Raw genomic sequence first — 18,201 nt, forward strand, 5'->3', positions numbered from 1 at the left:
AACGTCGATCCTCAATGAATAGGGGTCATTGTTGTTGAACGTCGTTCACTATTCGCCGCTATGAATCGTAAGGCAATCAGTACACGCCGTACGTCACTTTGCGCACAAGCTGTTCGATGCGCTCCGCCATGTCCGAATCCTCCACCTCGTCGAATACTTCCGGCTTGAACAGCTGCCGTTTCTTGATTTGGTAATAATCGCCGATGGCGCTGCGAAGTGTCAAGTTATGTTTCATTAAGTAATGCGGATCGAGCAAGTTGCGGAACATGAGCTCATCCTGAATGATGAGCAGCGTGGCATTGGAGTCATGCAAGTATCCTTCTTGGACGCCCTTCTCGTAGAAGCGGCTCAGCCGCTCGTTCCGCTCGCTGATGGCAACGTCGATGGACACCATCATTTGCGGATAGCCTTCGCGGAGATCCGCGTAGAATGATTCCGTGCCGTAGTTGGCGATAAGCAGCGTTTGCGCAAATGAAGATTTGAAGCCCTTGCTGTAAGCGTCGAGACTGCCGGAATCGAATTGGCATTCGGCGCCTACGACATATTTAATAACCAGCTTCACCAAGTTGTCGATGATCTCGTCGCGCGATTGAAAATATTTGTACAGGGTCGCTTTGGACAAGTCCATCGTTTTGGCGATATCGTCCATGCGGAGGCTTTGAAAGCCGCTTAATTTCACGGGATGAAGAAGCTTGGCCACGTACTTGTTCTTGATCGTCTCGTCCGTGTATCGGCAGCTTTGCGTTTCATTGGTCGTTTCCATTAGGGCTCACACTCTCTTTCTATACGTGTAAGTATACACAATATTAATATCAAAATAAACTAACTAGCCAAACTAAACTAAAAACGTCGAAATGAGTTTACTTAATCTAGGCATTGGTGTATGATCAGTTTTACAAAATGGCAGACGGTACAGAAAGCCATTATTTTATCGTAAGGGAGAGAACCAAACCGAATGAGCACGACGACCGCTGCGAACATCCGCTTCTGGCCTATTATGACCGCTATTTTCTTCGGCGCGTTTCTTAGCATTCTCGGCATCAGCACGATTAACGTGGCGCTGACCATCTTCATGCAAGACTTCCATGCAAGCTTGAGCACGGTGCAGTGGACGCTGACCGGCTTCATGCTGTCGCTCGGTACGATCGCTCCGTTGACGGGCTATCTGGGCAGCAAATTCGGGTACAAGAACGTGTATCTGTTTGCGATGGCTGGGTTTGTCGGCCTCTCGGTGCTGTGCGGTTTCGCATGGAATATCGAGTCGCTGATTGTTTTCCGTATCGTGCAAGGCCTTTTCACCGGGCTGATTCTTCCGGCCACGATGACGATTATTTTCCAGGTTATCCCGCGGGATAAGCAGCCGTTCGCCGTAAGTATCTGGGGCTTGTCCGCCATGCTGGCGCCCGCATTCGGTCCGACGATCAGCGGCTGGCTGATTCAGCAATTCAGCTGGGAATGGTTGTTCTTCATCAACGTTCCGATCGGCATTCTCGCTATTGTCTTCATTATGATCATGATTCCAAGTTACCGCATCGGCCAGCCTTCTTCGCTGGATAAGCTTGGCCTGATCACCGTAATGGTGAGCAGCGCATCGCTGCTCGTCGCTTTGAGCCAAGGTCGCCTATGGGGCTGGGAATCGGGCAAAACGCTCGGGTTGTTCGGTATCGGCCTGCTGTTCCTGATCTGGTTCATCGCGCATGAGCTGAGAACGAAGGATCCGCTGCTCAATCTTCGCGTATTCGGTAACTATCGCTTCTCCATTACGCTTGTCGCGAATACGATCATTACGATCAGCTTGTATTCCGGGACGCTGCTTGTGCCGCTGTTCCTTCAGAACGTACAGCAAATGTCCGCCATGGACACGGGGCTTATCCTGCTGCCGTCCTCGCTGGTCATGGCGCTGGCGATGCCGATCGCCGGTAAAATCTATCCGAAAGTCGGCGCCAAATGGATGACGATCGCCGGCTTGCTGCTCATCATCTTCGGCAGCTACGAGATGACGCAGCTGCACAGCGACAGCACGCATTTCTACATCATTATGTGGATGGCTGTCCGCAACCTCGGGGTTTCGCTCGCGGCTGCCGCAACGAGCACGGCCGGCATGGAAGAGATCGGACCCACGATGGTCGGCCATGCGTCGTCCGTCACGAACTGGGTGCGTAACGTCGGCGGCTCGTTCGCCATTGCGCTGTTCACGTCGCTGCTGGCGTCCCATACGCTGACGCATGCGACCGATCTGACTCAGAGCGGCCAAGAGAACGTGAAGCTCATTCCGCTGCTGTCCTTTACGATGAGCGTCAACGACGTCTTCGTGATCGCGACGTGCATTGCGGTCGCGGCCATTCCGTTCACGCTGTTGATCCGCAAGAAAATGAAAGCCGTTGAGTCAGGAGCCGTCGCTGCTTAATAGCTGTTCCGTTGCATGAGAATGAAGAGCGCATGTCCCCGGATCGCCGGGACATGCGCTCTTTTTTTCGGTCTTATCAGGCAGGAGGCACAGCCAGCCGCGTCGGCTGTGCACCTGCCGCAAGCGGCTTGCCGCGCCCCGGCCAGACGCTCATCCCGGATTCGCCGGATACTGGCCCTTGTAGGTGCGCGGGTTGACGCCGAAGCGCTTGCGGAACTGGTTGGCGAAATGGTTATAGTTCTCGAAGCCGACATCGGCCGCTACGTCGGTCGCCGACCGGCCGGTATGCTCGAGCAGCACCGCTGCCTGCCGGATCCGCATATCGTTCAAGGAGTCGATGATCCCCATGCCGGTCGATTCCTTGTACAAATGGGACAGCCTGGACGGCGACAATCCGACCTCCCGCGCCAAATCCTCGATCCGGACGGGCTCTCGCATGCGGGAGGAGAGCAGGTACCGCACTTCCTCGATCCGGGGGTCCAGCGGCTTGGCATGCCGCTGCGCCAGCAGCAGGATAACTTCGCGAAGCGTATTCTCGCACAGCTCGCTCCAATAGGCTCCGCGCTCGAAGGCGTCGGACATGATTCGTTTGAACGCCCGTCCGATGCGTCTGCGCGCCGATTGGTTATCCACGGCATGAATGAGCAGCTTCTGGTCGGGCAGCAGGTTCGTTTCCGTAATCCGCGATGTGAAGTGCGCCCAGATGAAATTCCACTGGCCGCCTTCGCGCGTGCCGTATTGATGGGGGACGCCCGGCTGCATCAGGGTAACGTCGCCAGCCTGACAGAATCGTTCTTCTCCGTCGATGAGGAAATACCCGCTTCCATCCAACGTGTACGTGATCAGCCAGTCGCTCATGCCGACCGGCCGCCTGATGGAATAATTGTCCGGTTCAATGAAATGCCCGGCTATGACAGCGGATGCACCTTGCTCTTCGATTATGGATGGCAGTCGTTTATCGTTTGCGCTCATGCTGACAGCACGCTCCCGGCTTTAAGAGTATTACTTTCATTATAGCAGGATCGTAGTAGTTTTCAGCATGATTCTTACTTCTTCTTTGCGTCGTCCGTGACTACAATGGAATCATGGGAAGCACAACTTCACGTCACGTAATTCATAGGAGGAAGAGCAATGGCATACGCACTGCGCACGATTACGGAAGAACAGAAACGGCAATTCGATACGGAAGGTTATTTGATCGTGAAAGGATTGTTCTCGCCGGACAATCTGACGGAAATCGAGCAAACGTTCGAAACGATGAGCACGGAGACGGTTCCCGGCTATTTCGAGCCGAATCTCGACAGCGATGCCAAGGATCCGCTCCAGCGCTACCCGCGGGTCATGCATCCGCACCGGTTTAACGATACGGCGAAACGGTTCATGCTGCATCCGCCGGTGCTGGATGTGCTTGCCGATTTGTACGAAGAAGAGGCATACGCCGCGCAAAGCATGTTCTACTATAAGCCGCCGGGTTCCAGAGGCCAGGCGCTGCACCAGGACAATTTCTACCTGAAAGTAGAGCCGGGCAACTGCATCGCGGCCTGGACGGCAGTCGATGCCGCTCATGAAGAGAACGGCGGCCTGCTCATCGTGCCGAAGACGCAAGCGCATGAAATCTCATGCCCGGACGAGGCCGATACGAAGGAATCGTTCACGACCCATTACGTGAAACCGCCGAAGGACGGCGTCATCATGCCGGTCAATATGGATAAAGGCGACGTGCTCTTCTTCAACGGAAACCTGATCCACGGCTCCTACCGGAACAAGACGAAAGATCAATTCCGCCGGGCGTTTATATGCCACTACGCCAACGCATCGGCAGCGACGATCAACTTCCATTACAATCCGTTGTTCAAGGCGGACGGGACGGAAGTCGTGCTGGAGAACAACCCGGACGGCGGTCCATGCGGCATTGAAATGGGCGAGTTTACGTATCACTGAATTTCCGGCGGCGATGCATCGCGCCGTGAAGCCGCAGCCTACCACAGGCTGCGGCTTTTGTCGCGCTTCCGGCATCTTGCGCGGCTGTTGTTGTTCATGATCCGAAAATAAGCATACTTTTCCGGTGAAGAAGAAAAGCGCTTTCGCGGCGACCGAGCGATAATAGGGTCATAGCAAGCGAAACAAACCGTAAATAACGCGGAACCAAACCAAAACGCAGGAGGCGGCATTCATGTCCAATATCGCAAACGGAAAATTGACGCAAACGGAAGTGGATTTCTACAACGAGCAAGGCTACGCCCTTTATAAGAACCAGCTGTTCGGCGCGGAGAAACAAGCGGAACTGTCGGCGATATTCGAAGAGCAATGGGAGATGGTCGGACGCCGGTTGAACAGCGAGCTCGATACGCCGCATTTCCGCGACGAACGCTTGCTCAAGTTTCTCCTTGCCGACGAGGTGCTGGATTTGGTCGAACCGATTCTCGGACCGAACATCGGACTGTGGTCGAGCCATTTTATTTGCAAAGAGCCGCTGATCGGCAAACAAACGCCGTGGCATGAAGACTCTGCGTATTGGAAAGGCCGCCTCGACCGGTTCGACAAAATCGCGACCGTCTGGCTCGCGATCGACCCGAGCAACAAGGAGAACGGCTGCATGCGCGTCATCCCGGGCACGCATAAGAACGGCTTCTCCGATTACGAAGCGGTGAACGAGGACGAGAATATTTTCGGGACGCAGATTAAAAATATCGATGAATCCAAAGCGGTGTATTTCGAGCTGGAACCGGGACAATGCTCCATTCACGACTCCCGGATCATCCACGGCGCGACGCCGAACAAGAGCCCGAACCGCCGCTGCGGCTACACGATGCGCTACTTCTCGACGGAAGCGAAGGTCCTTCCGGATAAGAATCCGGGTTTCAAAATTTGGCTGGCGCGCGGAAAAGATATCGCGGGCAACCCGTTTATTAACGTATAATTGATGTCATAGAACACGGAGAGGCGGGATGACGGCGTGAGCGTCTATAGGGGACCGGAACGGTTGACGAACGAAAGCTATATGCCCCAGGCTTCCCCTGTCCGCCTCTTCAAGCAACGATTGGAAGGACGCATCGAAACCCATTGGCATGAATTTTTCGAAATGGGCTTCGTCGTCGGGGGCAGCGGTACCCATGTGCTGAACGGCGTGCCGATGCGTTTAAGCCGAGGGGATTTGTTCTTGCTGACGCCTGCCGACTTCCACAGCCTGGAGCCGGATTCCGGGGGAACGCTGGAGCTGTACGACTTGATCTTCAACGACCAATTTATCCGCGACCCGCTGCTGGAGCTGTTGTTTGACCGGGGAACCCATCGCACGGCCTGCTACGATCGGGAAGAAACCGAAGCGGCGGAGCGGGAATTCGAGCTGATTTGGAAGGAATCCGCCGATTGGCAGGCGGGCAGCGGCATGCTCGTGCAGGGCAGCGTCGAACGGCTGCTGATCCAGCTCTCCCGCAGAAGCAGGGAAGCCGGCGACGAATATGCCAGCTCCGGCGGCCAAGCGGTGAACCAGCCGATTCAGCCGTCCGTCCGCAAGGCGCTGATCTACATTCAGCATCATTTCCGCGACACCATTACGCTCGAGGATGCAGCGGGCAGCTGCGGCTTGTCGCCGAACTATTTCAGCGAATGCTTCCGCAAAGGCACGGGCGTCACGTTCCAGACGTACGTGCAGGAGCTGCGCATGCAATTTGCCAAATCGCTGCTGAAGTCGACGCGGCTGCCGGTGACGGAGATCTGCTTCGCGTCGGGCTTCAATACGCTTCCGCATTTCGAGCGGGCATTCAAGCGTCGCTTCGGAGCTTCGCCGCGCGAGCATCGGAAACAGTAGGACTAAACACATATTTAAGGCTTTACTATAAGTAAGCCCCATTCAAGACTTCAAGCCGGCTGCGCGACAATCGCGCGTCCGGCTTTTTTGCATTGCCTTGCCTTGCAAGCGCGCTAGGCTCTTTGCGACTTGCAGTTGATATCAGGCACGAGCATTTCGCATTTCTTCTATGAAGTCGCTATACTAATCTTAATCTGTTTTCTAGATTTGAAATGAAAAAATGACCGGAGGTTGGTAAGGAGTCGGAAAAGCAGCCTATGCTTCCGAAGTGGATTTTCTCCGAAAATCCTTAAGCGTTCGCCTTTGTAGTCTATTTTCAACCTATACTCACTTACATATTCAAAGAAAATAGAACTACAACAGCGATTGTAGACCCTTACCGACCGCAGGTCATGCCTTTTATTACTTGCTAGGTTGAGAGAATTGGATAAGGTCAGGAGAGAGATTTTATGCGCAAAATGCCTACGCGATTGTATGTCATTTTACTTATTTTCAGCGGCTTGCAAGTGTATGTGGGGTGGCATGCAAAGCTGTATCTCGCCGAATGGCTGGACTTGCGAGGCGGCTTGTTCGAAGCCGTGTTCTGGACGGTTTATGCGATCGTGGCGTTCAGCTATTTGTTATCCAGAATGCTTCGCAGGACGCTGCCGGCAGCCGCCGCGAAAAGTTTAAAAGGAATCGGATCCTACTGGATCGGGCTGTTCGAATACGCGGTGCTGCTGCTCCCGTTCGCGGACTTGGCCGCGTGGCTGCTTCGCGCGCTGGACGTTTCGAACGCGCACGCGATCATGTACGTGGGCACCGCAGTAATTCTGGTCTTGCTGGCTATCATGCTCCGCGGTTCATGGAACGCATGGTCTCCGATCGTGCGTGATTACGATGTGGCGATTGCGAAGACGGCGGGGGAGATGAAGCAGCTGCACATCGTGGTCGCATCCGATTTGCATTTGGGAATGACGGTAAGGAACCGTCACTTGGACCGGCTCGTCCGGCGCGCCAATGCCCTGAAGCCGGATTTGATGTTATTGCCCGGCGACGTGCTGGACGATGACGTCGAGCCGTTCATCCGCCGGAAGTACGGACATCAGCTGGCGCAAATTAACTCCACGTTCGGTACTTACGCCGTACTTGGCAATCACGAGTATTACGGGGGAGGAGTCGATACCTACGTGCCGGCGATGAACGAGCTCGGCATGACGGTGCTGCTCGACGAGACGGTGACGATCGGAGGAGGCTTCTACTTGATCGGCCGCAAGGACAAAACCGATCGCGCGCGAGCTTCCGTGGAGGAGCTGACGGCCGGCTTGAACCCGGACATGCCGGTCATTCTCATGGATCATCAGCCGTCGGCACTTAGGGAAATCGCGGAGGCGGGCGTCGATCTGTCCTTGTCCGGACATACGCATCGCGGTCAAATGGCGCCGAATCACCTGATTACCCGGCGGATTTTCGAGCTGGATTGGGGCTATAAACGGATTAGTCAGCTGCATGCCTTCGTTTCATCCGGCTTCGGAACGTGGGGGCCGCCGATCCGCATCGGCAGCCGCAGCGAGATTTTTTCCATTACCGTTCGGTTCGGCTGCCAGGAGTGACAACAAATTCGTATTGTCATGCTCAGGATTCGTCGTATAATTTAATAGATTAAGAGACGCGCAGTACACATGACGGATCGACTAGGAGCTGCATATGGAACTTGAACTGGAATTACCGTTAATGCCGCTGCCAGCTCCTCCACAGCGTGATCCGGTGTGGAAGCGGGTTACGGCATGGCTCATATATCGCGGCCGAATGGCACTGCGGTTCGATACTCCGATCTGGCGCGCCGGCATGATCGGCCTTTGGATCGTCTTCGGTACGGCGCTGGTCATTACGGCACTTGGCATGCCGACAGGCATTGGCATCGTATTCGATGCCGCGTTCACCCTTGTGGTCGGAACAATGGCAATGGGGTTAATCGGGCTTGTCGCAGCTTATTTGCTTTCATTATGTTATATACCGATTCCCCGGCTGACGACGGGCGCGCTGGCGTTCGCCGGTTACGCGATTTGGTTCATCGGCAATAAAGCCAGTCTCGGGGATTGGATGTCGCTCCTGTTTGCCATCGTCCTGCCTGTCGCAGGCTTGGCGGGCGGATTATTCGTCGGCATGCTGGCGCATCGGCGCGTGCCGGTCGCCTTCAAGATCGCGCTTGTCGTCGTCATAACGTGCGCAGGTCTTAGTTTTGACAAATGGCCCATGAATGTATACGGCGCGATTCCGGCCGACGCGCAGCTTACTGCAAGCGAACCGGAAGTCGCGCAAATTATGGCGGACAGTCCTGCCGCAACGGGTTCTTATGCCGTGAAGTCGTTCACGTACGGCAGCGGCAGCGATTCCAGGCGGAACGAATTCGCCTCCGGCGCGGAGCTGAAGTCGGCTTCCGTTGACGCGTCCGCGTACATCCACAGCTGGAAGTGGGTGCGGAGCTTGTTTTGGGGCTTCGATGAAACCAAGCTTCCGATAAACGGACGGGTATGGATGCCGGAAGGCAGCGGCAAGTTTCCACTCGTGCTGATCGTGCACGGCAATCATCTGATGGAGCAGTCTTCGGATGACGGCTATGCATACCTTGGCGAAATGCTGGCGAGCCGAGGCTTTATCGCCGTGTCGGTGGACGAGAATTTCCTGAACTATTCGTTCTGGGGCAATATTCCGGACAACGATTATAAAGTTCGCGCCTGGATACTGCTCAAGCATCTGCAGCAGATTGCAAGCTTTAACGAGCAGGCGGGCAGCCCGTTCTACCATCGGGTCGATCTGGGACAAGTGGCGCTGATCGGTCATTCCCGCGGCGGGCAAGCAGTCGCCATGGCGGCCGATCCGTCCAAATGGTTCGCCGAGGACAAGTCGCTTGCCGGCATGGACGATATTCATATTCAAGCGGTCATCGCGATCGCGCCGACCGACACGAATGTCGATAAACAGAAAGCGCAATTGAAGGACACGTACTATCTGTCCCTCCAAGGGGCAAGTGACGGCGATGTCGATACGTTCGGCGGCGAACGCCAGTATCTTCGGTCCAGCTTTACGCCGGGATCGGATCGGTTCAAGGCGACGCTGTACATTGGCGGGGCGAATCACAGCCGGTTCAATACGAGCTGGGGAACGATGGACGACAGCCTGCCCGGCGGTTTGCTGCTGAACAAGGCCGAAATGATCGAAGCAAGCGACCAGCGCCAGATTGCGAAGGTGTACGTGTCGGCATTCCTGGAAACCGCGCTTCACGGCAATCGGCAATATAAACGGCTGTTCAGCGATTACCGCACGGGCGAGCAGTGGCTGCCGGCGACGACGTACATGAACCGTTACGAAGACGGCAGCTTCGTGCCTCTAGCGCGAATCGACGGAGACTACGACAAGGTAAGGCTGGACAACGGCGTCAAAGCGTCATCCGATCGTTTGCAATGGTCGGAGGCCGATGCGGAGGACCGCGACGGCAATGACAAAGGAACCCGCGGCGCGGTGCTGCAGTGGAAGCAGGGAGACGGCAGCTATACGCTGAAGCTGCCCAAATCGGTGGATGCGCTGCACGACTCGACTGCTTCATCCGCGCAGGAATTGGTCTTCAATATGACGAATTTGGAAAGAGATCTGCCCGGATTCGATTCGAATGCGAGCAACGGCGGTTCAGGGATCCCGCTGCCGGCGGTCGAAATCGAGCTGCAAAGCCGCAACGGCGCTGCCGTGCGAATGCCGCTCTCCGCGTTCAAGGCGGTGATGCCGCTGCCGTACACGCATTTCACGCTGTTCCCGTGGATGGAGAAACACGTGAAGGACGGCAAGTACAAGGAACCGACGGAACCGGTATTCCAGACGTACAGCCTGCCGTTCGACCGTTTCCAGGTGAGCGACGGGGGCTTTGATCCGGCCCATCTGTCGCGGATCACATTCTATTTTACGAGCGATCAAGGCAAGGTCATGCTGGACGATATCGGCATTGCCGACGTGCTGAACAAGTGATTCATGGCGTTAGTGGATGAATCTAGTCAGACGCGGTTGTACACCATCATCCGTAGGAGGAATCATTCATGCTGCTTGGTATTCCCAAAATCATTTCCCCGGAACTGTTAAAAGCGTTGATGGAAATGGGGCACGGTGACGAAATCGTCCTGGCCGACGCCAATTTCCCGGCGGTTAGCCATGCGCAGCGTCTGATTCGCTGCGACGGCCATCCGATTCCGGAGCTGCTGGACGCCGTTCTGCAGCTATTCCCGCTCGACCAGTACGTGGACAAGCCTGCCGCGCTGATGCAGGTCGTTCCGGGCGATACGGTGGCCACGCCGATCTGGGACGTGTACGGATCCGTAATCAACGAACGCACCGGTTTGTCCTCGCCGCTTGAAACCGTGGAGCGTTTCGCCTTCTATGAGCGGGCGCGCAATGCTTATGCCATCGTTGCAACGGGCGAAGGCGCCCAATACGCCAACATTATTCTGAAGAAGGGCGTTATCGTCTAATTCCATATCGCTTTGCCCGGTTCTCGTGACCCGGCCGTTCCGATTCTAATATCGGAGCGGCCGGGTTTTTTTTGGTCGATTTGGTAAAACTATGCGGAAACGATAATCGGAGGCGAAGCTGCCATATGAAGGAAAGAGCGCTCAGTCAATGGCCGATCTTCATGATGATGACGCTGTCCGTAGGGCTCTCATCCCACGTGGTCGTGCTTCCTACCGTAATGGACGTCAGCATGCGTGATGCATGGATGTGCGGTATTCTGGCCTTTATCGTCATCGTGCCGTGGTTGACCGTGTTCGTCTATGGCACGATCAAACGAACGAAACAGGTTAACATCCGCATGTGGCTAAAAGAAAGAATGACTCCGGCCGGAGCGTGGCTCGTTATTCTGCCGCTGATCGTGTTTCTGCTCATGTCGAGTTTCCAGTCCTACATCGAAACGACGTCATGGACATCCGCGACGTTCCTGCCGCTGACGCCGGACTTCGTGGTTCAATCCGTGTTGATGGTGATGGTCGCGTTCGCGGCGTTAAGCGGATTGCGCACGATCGCGTATATGTCTTGCCTGCTGCTGCCGGTCGTCGTCATCCTTGGCGATTTCGTCATGTCTGCCAACATGCCGGACAAGGACTACACCGTCCTTCTTCCATTCTTGGAACATGGCTGGGGAAGGCCGCTCCATGGGATGATCTATGCGGTCAGCTGTTCAATGGAGCTGTTTTTATTTATCTTTTTGCAGCATTACATGAGAAACAGAATCAAGCTTTGGCAGCTCATTACGTTCAGCGGGTTCATCGCGCTGCTCATGCTGGGTCCGACGATCGGCGCGATCACTGAATTCGGACCCATTGAGGCGGAGAAGCTCCGCTATCCGGCGTTCTCGCAGTGGCGCCTCGTATCCATCGGCAAATATTTCGAGCATGTCGACTTCTTCGCCATCTTCCAATGGATGTCGGGGGCGTTCATTCGGATTTCGCTTGGACTGATTATGATCATGGAGCTGATTCCGATTCGCGGGCGGAAAGGCCGCCTGTGGTTCATCATCCTCATCAGCGTCGGTTATATTGCGATTGCCCAAGTATTATCTCCTCGCATGATTAATGCCGAAGATGTTTTCCGGATCGTCTTTCTCGTTGATTTGGCCATCGGTTTATTCATTACGACCACGATCTGGCTGCTATCGTTCAGCGGCCTGCCGAAGGGAAGGGAACATGATGACAACGCCCAGCAAGCCGCCGACTTCAACGACGGGGCCGGCGCCTCCAATAACCTCTGACTGGCTGCGGTCGCAGCTTGCGAACTGCGGTGACGTAACGATCAAACCCATGATACGGTACGCGAATGATGAAACGGCGAACACGCTTCACTATATAATCGCCTATGTACCGGGTATGGTCGATTTCAAATTTATGCAGTCCCTGTTCGGCAGCGACGGCAGCTTATTGTTCGACGTTAAGGCAAATCCGCTCGTTCAACCGATTATGCACGGGGAGAATGGGAATAGCGGAGAGAATGGCGGCAAGCAAATCTTCGACCGTCTATTTGCCGGACAGATTATTATGCTAAGCGAAGCTTCAGGCGAAGTATTCAGCATTGACAGCCCCGGCCAGCCGGCCAGAAGCATCGAGGAATCCACGCTGGAGCTGTCCGTGAAAGGACCTCGAGACGGCTTCGTCGAAACGCTCGCGGTGAATCTGTCCCTGATTCGCAAGCGGCTGCGTACGACTAAGCTTGCCATGGAATGGTTCAAGATCGGCAGCGAGTCAAGAACCGAAATCTGCTTGCTGTACATGGAGGGAATCACGTCTCCGGAGGTCGTTGAAGAGGCGAGGAAGCGTCTGCGCAACATCGATGTCCTCGTGCTTCACGGCGCCGGCGAATTGGAGGCGATCATCGCGGATCGGTCCGTGGCCATGGTACCGACGATTGATTATGTGGGAAGGCCCGATTTCGTCGTCCAATCGCTGATGAACGGGCGGTTCGCGATTATGGTGGACGGGTCACCTGCGGCGCTGATCGCGCCGGTTAACATTTCGATCCTGGTCAAGTCGCCCGAGGATGCTTACTTGCCGTTCTATTTCGTCTCGTTCGAGCGGTTCATCCGGTTGGTCAGTTTCCTCTTATCCGGCACGCTGCCCGGGTTTTGGCTGGCGCTGCTCGCTTTCAATAACGACCAGGTGCCGTTTCCCCTGCTTGCGACCGTGACGATGTCCAGGTTAGGCTTGCCGCTTAGTCCGCAGATGGAACTGGTTCTGATGATCTTCATGTTCGAAATTTTCCGTGAAGCGGGCGTCAGGCTGCCGCGTGCCGTCGGGCAGACGGTGACGGTCGTAGGCGGACTGATCGTCGGAGACGCGGCCATTCGCGCAGGCCTCACTTCGCCGACGATGCTGGTGATCACCGCGGTCACGGCCGTGGCGACGTTTACGCTCGTCAACCAGTCCTTGAACGGCTCGGTGACGGTTATCCGGCTGTTCATCATATTAGCATCGGCGGTTCTCGGATTGTTCGGTTTCTTCATCTCCGTATTCGCCGTTATGCTCTACCTCTGCTCGCTGGAATCGTTCGGCATGCCGTTCATGCAGCCCTTGGCGCCATTCGAATTCCGGAAACTGTTTACCGCACTGCTGCAGCTGCCTTGGAAGTACCGCGCGAAGCGAAACTCATGAAGGCGAAGGCGATACGAGGCTTCATGCTGGCAGGCGTTCTGGTCGTGCAGGGCTTGCTAAGCGGCTGCTGGGATTCCAAGGAACTGGCCGATGAGGCGTTCGTAACGGGCATTGGCGTGGATTATGCAGACGGGATGTTCATTGTATCGCTTCAGCTCTTGGATTTCGCGGCGATCGCGAAGTCGGAGAGCGAATCGCCGGCTCCGCCTAATGTGTGGATCGGAACGGGCAAAGGCAAGAGCCTGCACGCCGCTATTTCCAGTCTTGCGATATCCGCGCAAGTCGAGCTCAGCTTGGAACAACTGAAGGTCGTCGTCGTCAGGGAACCAGCCATGCCCAAAATGGTCGAGATTCTCGATGCGCTGAACCGCGTGCGGGTATCCAGATATACGTCTTGGATTTTCGGGACGAAGGAGAAAATCAACGATTTGTTCGCGAGCGACGCGTTCTTCGAGCAGTCGCAGCTGGCGAGCCTGATGTATGATCCGGGTCTGCTCTTTCGGCAAGACAGCATGTTCCAGCCAATGACGATGCAGCAATTCGTGGCGAATTATAACGAGTCTTCCGAAACCGCGCTTCTGCCGAGCGTGGCGATCAATAATCGCGCATGGCGCAAAAGAAAGACCAAGATGCATATGGAGCAGATCAACGGTTTATTCGCATTTAAGGACAAGAGAAAGCCCGTATTCTTCAGCGTCGGCGAAGCGCGCGGCCTGCAGTGGGCCAATAAGCATTTCAACCGGGATGTGTTGACGGTGAACAGCTCGAACGGCGTTGCGAGCATTACGGTCAGGAATTTGAAAGTACGGCGGAAAGTCGAGATGCGCGGCGACAGGCCTATCTTGAAATTGGATATTCAAGTTCGCAGTTCGCTCAATGAAGTAGGACCGGAGATAGATCGTTCGACCATCATCGAGAACGCGAAGAATCAGATTAAGCAGGAAGTGCTGTCTGCCTACGAGAACGGGGTTAAGAAGGAGGTCGACCTGTACAATTTCGAGGAGATCCTGTACCGCTACCATCTGAAGACGTGGAAGAAGCTGTCGAAGCACCATTGGAAGCCGGAAGAAAAGGAATTGCAGGTAAACATTCGGTTCGGGTTGAAATATTCCGGCGTATTTGAATTGAGATAAGGTCCAAGCATCCGACAAAGCTCCATATGACCGCTAAAAGCATCCATGTCATGTGAGGCTTGTACGACCTATACTTGTAGACGGCTGGCTTAATTGCGAATCTGCGTGCCAGCATCGTTTAATCCATAGGGAGGATGTTCCAATTATGTCGATTATGTTTAATGCCGCCAGCGGCTTGTTTCATTTGCAGACCCGTTCGATGAGTTATATGTTCCAAACGCTGCAAGGTTTCCCGGCCCATGTCTATTGGGGACGCAAACTTAACGAAGGCAGCGCGGAGCGGCTCTTGAAACGCACCGAGCGCGCCTCATTCTGCCCGAATCCGGTTCCGGACGACCGTTCGATCTCGCTCGATACGCTGCCGCAGGAGTATCCGGGCTACGGCTCCAGCGACTTCCGCAACCCGGCTTACGCCGTCCAGCTGTCGAACGGCACGACCGTGACGGAATTGCTGTACGCATCGCATGAGATTCTGGCAGGCAAACCGGCGCTGGAAGGACTTCCGGCCGTGTACGCGGAGAACGCGGATGAAGCAGAGACGTTAGTCGTTACCCTAGAAGACAAGATTTCCGGCTTGAAGGTCGAACTGTCGTATACCGTATTCGAAGCGTTCGACGCGGTCATCCGTTCGGCACGCTTGATCAATGCGAGCGCGGACGTCATGCAGCTCAATCGCGCGCTCAGCTTCAGCGTCGACCTGCCGCATGACCGGTACGAAATGCTGCAGCTTTCCGGCGCTTGGGCTCGCGAACGGTATGTTCACAAACGGCCGCTCGTTCCGGGCGTACAGGCGATCGAAAGCCGCCGCGGCTCCAGCAGCCATATGAACAATCCGTTCTTCGCCCTGCTCGCCGACGGGGCGACGGAAGACCATGGCGATGTGTACGGCTTCAGCCTCGTATACAGCGGCAGCTTCGCCGGCGGCGTGGAAGTGGATCAGTTCCATACTTCCCGCGCATACATGGGCATCAATCCGTTCGATTTCTCCTGGCGCCTGGAAGCCGGCGAATCGTTCCAGACGCCGGAAGCGGTCATGGTATTCTCCCACGAGGGGCTCGGTTCGATGTCCCGCACGTACCATGAGCTGTACCGGACGCGGTTGTGCCGCGGCGCATTCCGCGATGCGGTCCGTCCGATTCTGGTCAACAACTGGGAAGCGACGTATTTCAATTTCAACGCGGACAAAATCGAATCCATCGCCAAAGCAGGCAGCGAGCTCGGTTTGGAATTGTTCGTGCTCGACGACGGATGGTTCGGCCACCGCGACAGCGACAACAGTTCGCTGGGCGATTGGGTCGTGGACAAGAAGAAGCTGCCGAACGGCCTGGAAGACTTGGCGGAGCGCGTTCGCAGCCAAGGCTTGGAATTCGGGCTCTGGTTCGAGCCGGAGATGGTTTCCCCGGACAGCGACCTGTACAGAGCGCATCCGGATTGGTGCCTGCACGTGCCTGGCCGCCGCCGCTCCGAAGGCCGCCAGCAGTTGATTCTGGATCTGTCGCGCGCGGACGTGCAGGCGTACATCGTCGAGTCGATCGGAAGAATTCTCGGCAGTGCGCCGATTACGTACGTGAAGTGGGACATGAACCGCAATATGTCTGAGATCGGCTCGGCGCTGCTTCCGGCGAACCGTCAGCGCGAAACGGCTCATCGTTATATGCTTGGCCTTTACAACGTGCTCGAGCAAATCACGACGGCATTCCCGAACGTGCTGTTCGAAAGCTGCTCCGGCGGCGGAGGCCGCTTCGATCCCGGCATGCTCTATTACATGCCGCAAACGTGGACGAGCGACAATTCCGATGCCATCAGCAGGCTGAAGATTCAATACGGCACAAGCATCGTGTATCCCGTCAGCTCGATGGGGGCGCATGTATCCGCCGTGCCGAACCACCAAGTGGAGCGCAATACGCCGCTGAAGACGCGCGGCGACGTCGCGATGTCCGGCAACTTCGGCTACGAGCTGGATTTGACGAAATTCACGGCTTCGGAGATCGAAGAAGTGAAGCGTCAAGTGGCCATGGTGAAGGAAGTGCGCGGGCTTGTTCAATACGGCGACTTCTACCGTCTGCTCAGCCCGTTCGAGGGCAACGAAACGGCTTGGATGTTCGTTTCGCCGGACCGGCGAGAAGTGCTCGTCGTTCATGTTGTCGTCTTGAACGAACCGAACGCGCCGCTTGACCGGCTGAAACTGAAAGGGCTGAATCCGGAATTCCAGTACGAATGGATCGGAACGGGCGAAGTCGCTGGCGGTGACGAACTTATGTATGCGGGCGTTGCCAAAGAACGGCCGCATGGCGATTATTTCAGCACGGTGTACCGCTTCATCGCCAAGTAAACTGACCCGGTTTTCGCCATTTAATGGAAATTTTTTCGAGAGCTAGGTCAATCGGACGGACAGCCCGTCTCCCTTCCGCATACAGTAGTACTGCAGCGAATTCTGAAGGGAGCGTGAAGGGAATGCCGCACACGATTGCTTGCAGCACGTCGGCCGTGATCGGTTCTCTGCTCGTCTTCTCATTCGGAGTGTGGCCAGAGTCCCTAACCGTACTTCTTGTCGCCATGGGGATCGACTACGTGACCGGGATCACAGCTGCATTGCAAACGAGGAGAGGACTGAGCAGTTCTGTAGGAGCATGGGGACTAGCGCGCAAAGGCATTATGCTGCTTGTCATTTTACTGGCGCATCGAATGGATATCATGCTTGAATTGAACAACATCGCAATGGGTGGAGCGATCTACTTCTATTTGGCCAACGAAATGATATCCATTACGGAAAATTTGGGCGAGATCGGCGTTCCGATGCCCGATAAGCTCCGCCAGCTTATCGAAGCGCTCAAAAAAAAGTAGCTGCGTATAGCGCTCCATGTTAGAGGTCATCCTGAATGGGATGGCCTCTTTTCCTGTTGTTCCAATCCCCGATCGGCGGATTGCGTTTTTGCTTCCGGCTTGCTATAATGAGAACAAGCGTTCTATTACGGCGACTTGGAGGAGACGCATGGTGCTGGATACGGATACGCCAACGGCAACGGAGCAACTCGGCAAGAGGAATATGGCGGCTGCGTCGATCGCGCAACTCGGCAAGAGAAACAAAACAGCTGATCCAACGACGCCAATCGACAATGCGCACACAATGGCTGAGCACTCGGCGCATCTTGGCAAGGAAATGGAGCTTGTGCGGCATTATGCGCTGCTGGGCATCGTCAACGTCATTCTGGAGCATGATATCCGCATCGCGGGCGCTGCGCCGACCAAGCTGCCGCGACTGTACGAGTCCATGATGCGGGGGCTGCAGGATCGCGTCCTGCTGGAGCTGGCCGGACTGCGCATGCAGTTCAAAGGTAGCGGAATCGGTATCTGCAATGAACGGCGGACGAAGGATTCGCTGATAACGAGTTATCGCTGCATGGGCTGCGAGCGTTCGTTCTCGATGCCATGGACGTTCGTCAAGGCGGAAGCGGAACGTCTGCTGAAGGGCTATTTCGAAATCAAGAAAAGATAGTCTCACTTGCGCATTCGCTTTATTTTGACCTTCGGGCGTCCGTCCCGATCGGAAAAATACGGCATCTCTGGATACTTTTTGTCCGAGAACGTTCATCGTTTTGTCAAAAAAAGAAAAAAGTTTATTTGCGAATGCAGTTTAAGGTTGAGAATAACGGACGATCTTATGTAATATAAGGAGTAGACATTTGA

General features: G+C 55.3%; 15 protein-coding genes. 13 read left to right on the forward strand and 2 right to left on the reverse strand.

All coding sequences use genetic code 11. The features are described from left to right. Positions 1-76 precede the first annotated feature (76 nt). Positions 77-763, reverse strand: a complete 687-nt coding sequence (locus GZH47_RS27040) for a TetR/AcrR family transcriptional regulator (protein WP_162644085.1) — start codon at positions 761-763, stop codon at positions 77-79. A 192-nt stretch (positions 764-955) separates the two neighbouring features. Here GZH47_RS27040 and GZH47_RS27045 point away from each other — a divergent pair, with 192 nt between their 5' ends. Further along, complete coding sequence (locus GZH47_RS27045) at positions 956-2,407, forward strand: DHA2 family efflux MFS transporter permease subunit (protein ID WP_162644086.1); 1,452 nt, start codon at positions 956-958, stop codon at positions 2,405-2,407. A 150-nt stretch (positions 2,408-2,557) separates the two neighbouring features. Here the strand turns inward: GZH47_RS27045 and GZH47_RS27050 are convergent, their stop codons facing one another. Continuing rightward, complete coding sequence (locus tag GZH47_RS27050) at positions 2,558-3,379, reverse strand: helix-turn-helix domain-containing protein (RefSeq protein ID WP_162644087.1); 822 nt, start codon at positions 3,377-3,379, stop codon at positions 2,558-2,560. Between the two features lie 159 nt (positions 3,380-3,538). On the opposite strand from GZH47_RS27050, the gene GZH47_RS27055 reads away from it, so the two are divergent. From GZH47_RS27055 to GZH47_RS27110, 12 genes are all read left to right on the forward strand, one after another. Then, a complete protein-coding gene (locus tag GZH47_RS27055) occupies positions 3,539-4,348 on the forward strand; it encodes a phytanoyl-CoA dioxygenase family protein (protein WP_162644088.1) in 810 nt (269 codons plus the stop codon). A 232-nt stretch (positions 4,349-4,580) separates the two neighbouring features. Beyond that, the gene (locus GZH47_RS27060; RefSeq protein WP_162644089.1) at positions 4,581-5,327 is read left to right on the forward strand and encodes a phytanoyl-CoA dioxygenase family protein; all 747 of its coding nucleotides are present in this window, start codon (positions 4,581-4,583) and stop codon (positions 5,325-5,327) included. Positions 5,328-5,363: 36 nt separating this feature from the next. Further along, the gene (locus GZH47_RS27065) at positions 5,364-6,218 is read left to right on the forward strand and encodes a helix-turn-helix domain-containing protein (RefSeq protein ID WP_162644090.1); all 855 of its coding nucleotides are present in this window, start codon (positions 5,364-5,366) and stop codon (positions 6,216-6,218) included. A gap of 449 nt (positions 6,219-6,667) precedes the next feature. Continuing rightward, positions 6,668-7,810: a metallophosphoesterase gene (locus tag GZH47_RS27070; RefSeq protein WP_162644091.1), complete on the forward strand. Its 1,143-nt coding sequence runs from the start codon at positions 6,668-6,670 to the stop codon at positions 7,808-7,810. 94 nt (positions 7,811-7,904) lie between these two features. Next, positions 7,905-10,217 carry an alpha/beta hydrolase family protein gene (locus GZH47_RS27075; RefSeq protein ID WP_162644092.1) on the forward strand — a complete coding sequence of 771 codons (2,313 nt, stop codon included), beginning with the start codon at positions 7,905-7,907 and terminating at the stop codon, positions 10,215-10,217. A 68-nt stretch (positions 10,218-10,285) separates the two neighbouring features. Then, on the forward strand, positions 10,286-10,714 hold the full coding sequence (locus GZH47_RS27080; protein ID WP_162644093.1) for an RbsD/FucU family protein: 429 nt from the start codon (positions 10,286-10,288) through the stop codon (positions 10,712-10,714). A 125-nt stretch (positions 10,715-10,839) separates the two neighbouring features. After that, positions 10,840-11,988: a GerAB/ArcD/ProY family transporter gene (locus tag GZH47_RS27085; RefSeq protein WP_162644094.1), complete on the forward strand. Its 1,149-nt coding sequence runs from the start codon at positions 10,840-10,842 to the stop codon at positions 11,986-11,988. Further along, positions 11,924-13,381, forward strand: coding sequence for a spore germination protein (locus tag GZH47_RS27090; RefSeq protein ID WP_225446236.1), 1,458 nt, complete (start codon positions 11,924-11,926; stop codon positions 13,379-13,381). Before GZH47_RS27085 ends, GZH47_RS27090 begins: the two co-directional genes overlap by 65 nt. Continuing rightward, a complete protein-coding gene (locus GZH47_RS27095; protein WP_162644095.1) occupies positions 13,378-14,514 on the forward strand; it encodes a Ger(x)C family spore germination protein in 1,137 nt (378 codons plus the stop codon). Before GZH47_RS27090 ends, GZH47_RS27095 begins: the two co-directional genes overlap by 4 nt. 145 nt (positions 14,515-14,659) lie before the next feature. Further along, positions 14,660-16,846: an alpha-galactosidase gene (locus GZH47_RS27100; RefSeq protein ID WP_162644096.1), complete on the forward strand. Its 2,187-nt coding sequence runs from the start codon at positions 14,660-14,662 to the stop codon at positions 16,844-16,846. 122 nt (positions 16,847-16,968) lie between these two features. Continuing rightward, positions 16,969-17,358 carry a phage holin family protein gene (locus GZH47_RS27105; RefSeq protein ID WP_162644097.1) on the forward strand — a complete coding sequence of 130 codons (390 nt, stop codon included), beginning with the start codon at positions 16,969-16,971 and terminating at the stop codon, positions 17,356-17,358. Between the two features lie 148 nt (positions 17,359-17,506). Then, positions 17,507-18,010: a YhjD family protein gene (locus tag GZH47_RS27110; protein ID WP_162644098.1), complete on the forward strand. Its 504-nt coding sequence runs from the start codon at positions 17,507-17,509 to the stop codon at positions 18,008-18,010. The last annotated feature ends 191 nt before the right edge of the window (positions 18,011-18,201 follow it).

This window comes from Paenibacillus rhizovicinus (genome assembly GCF_010365285.1).
Classification (GTDB): Bacteria; Bacillota; Bacilli; order Paenibacillales; family Paenibacillaceae; genus Paenibacillus_Z; species Paenibacillus_Z rhizovicinus.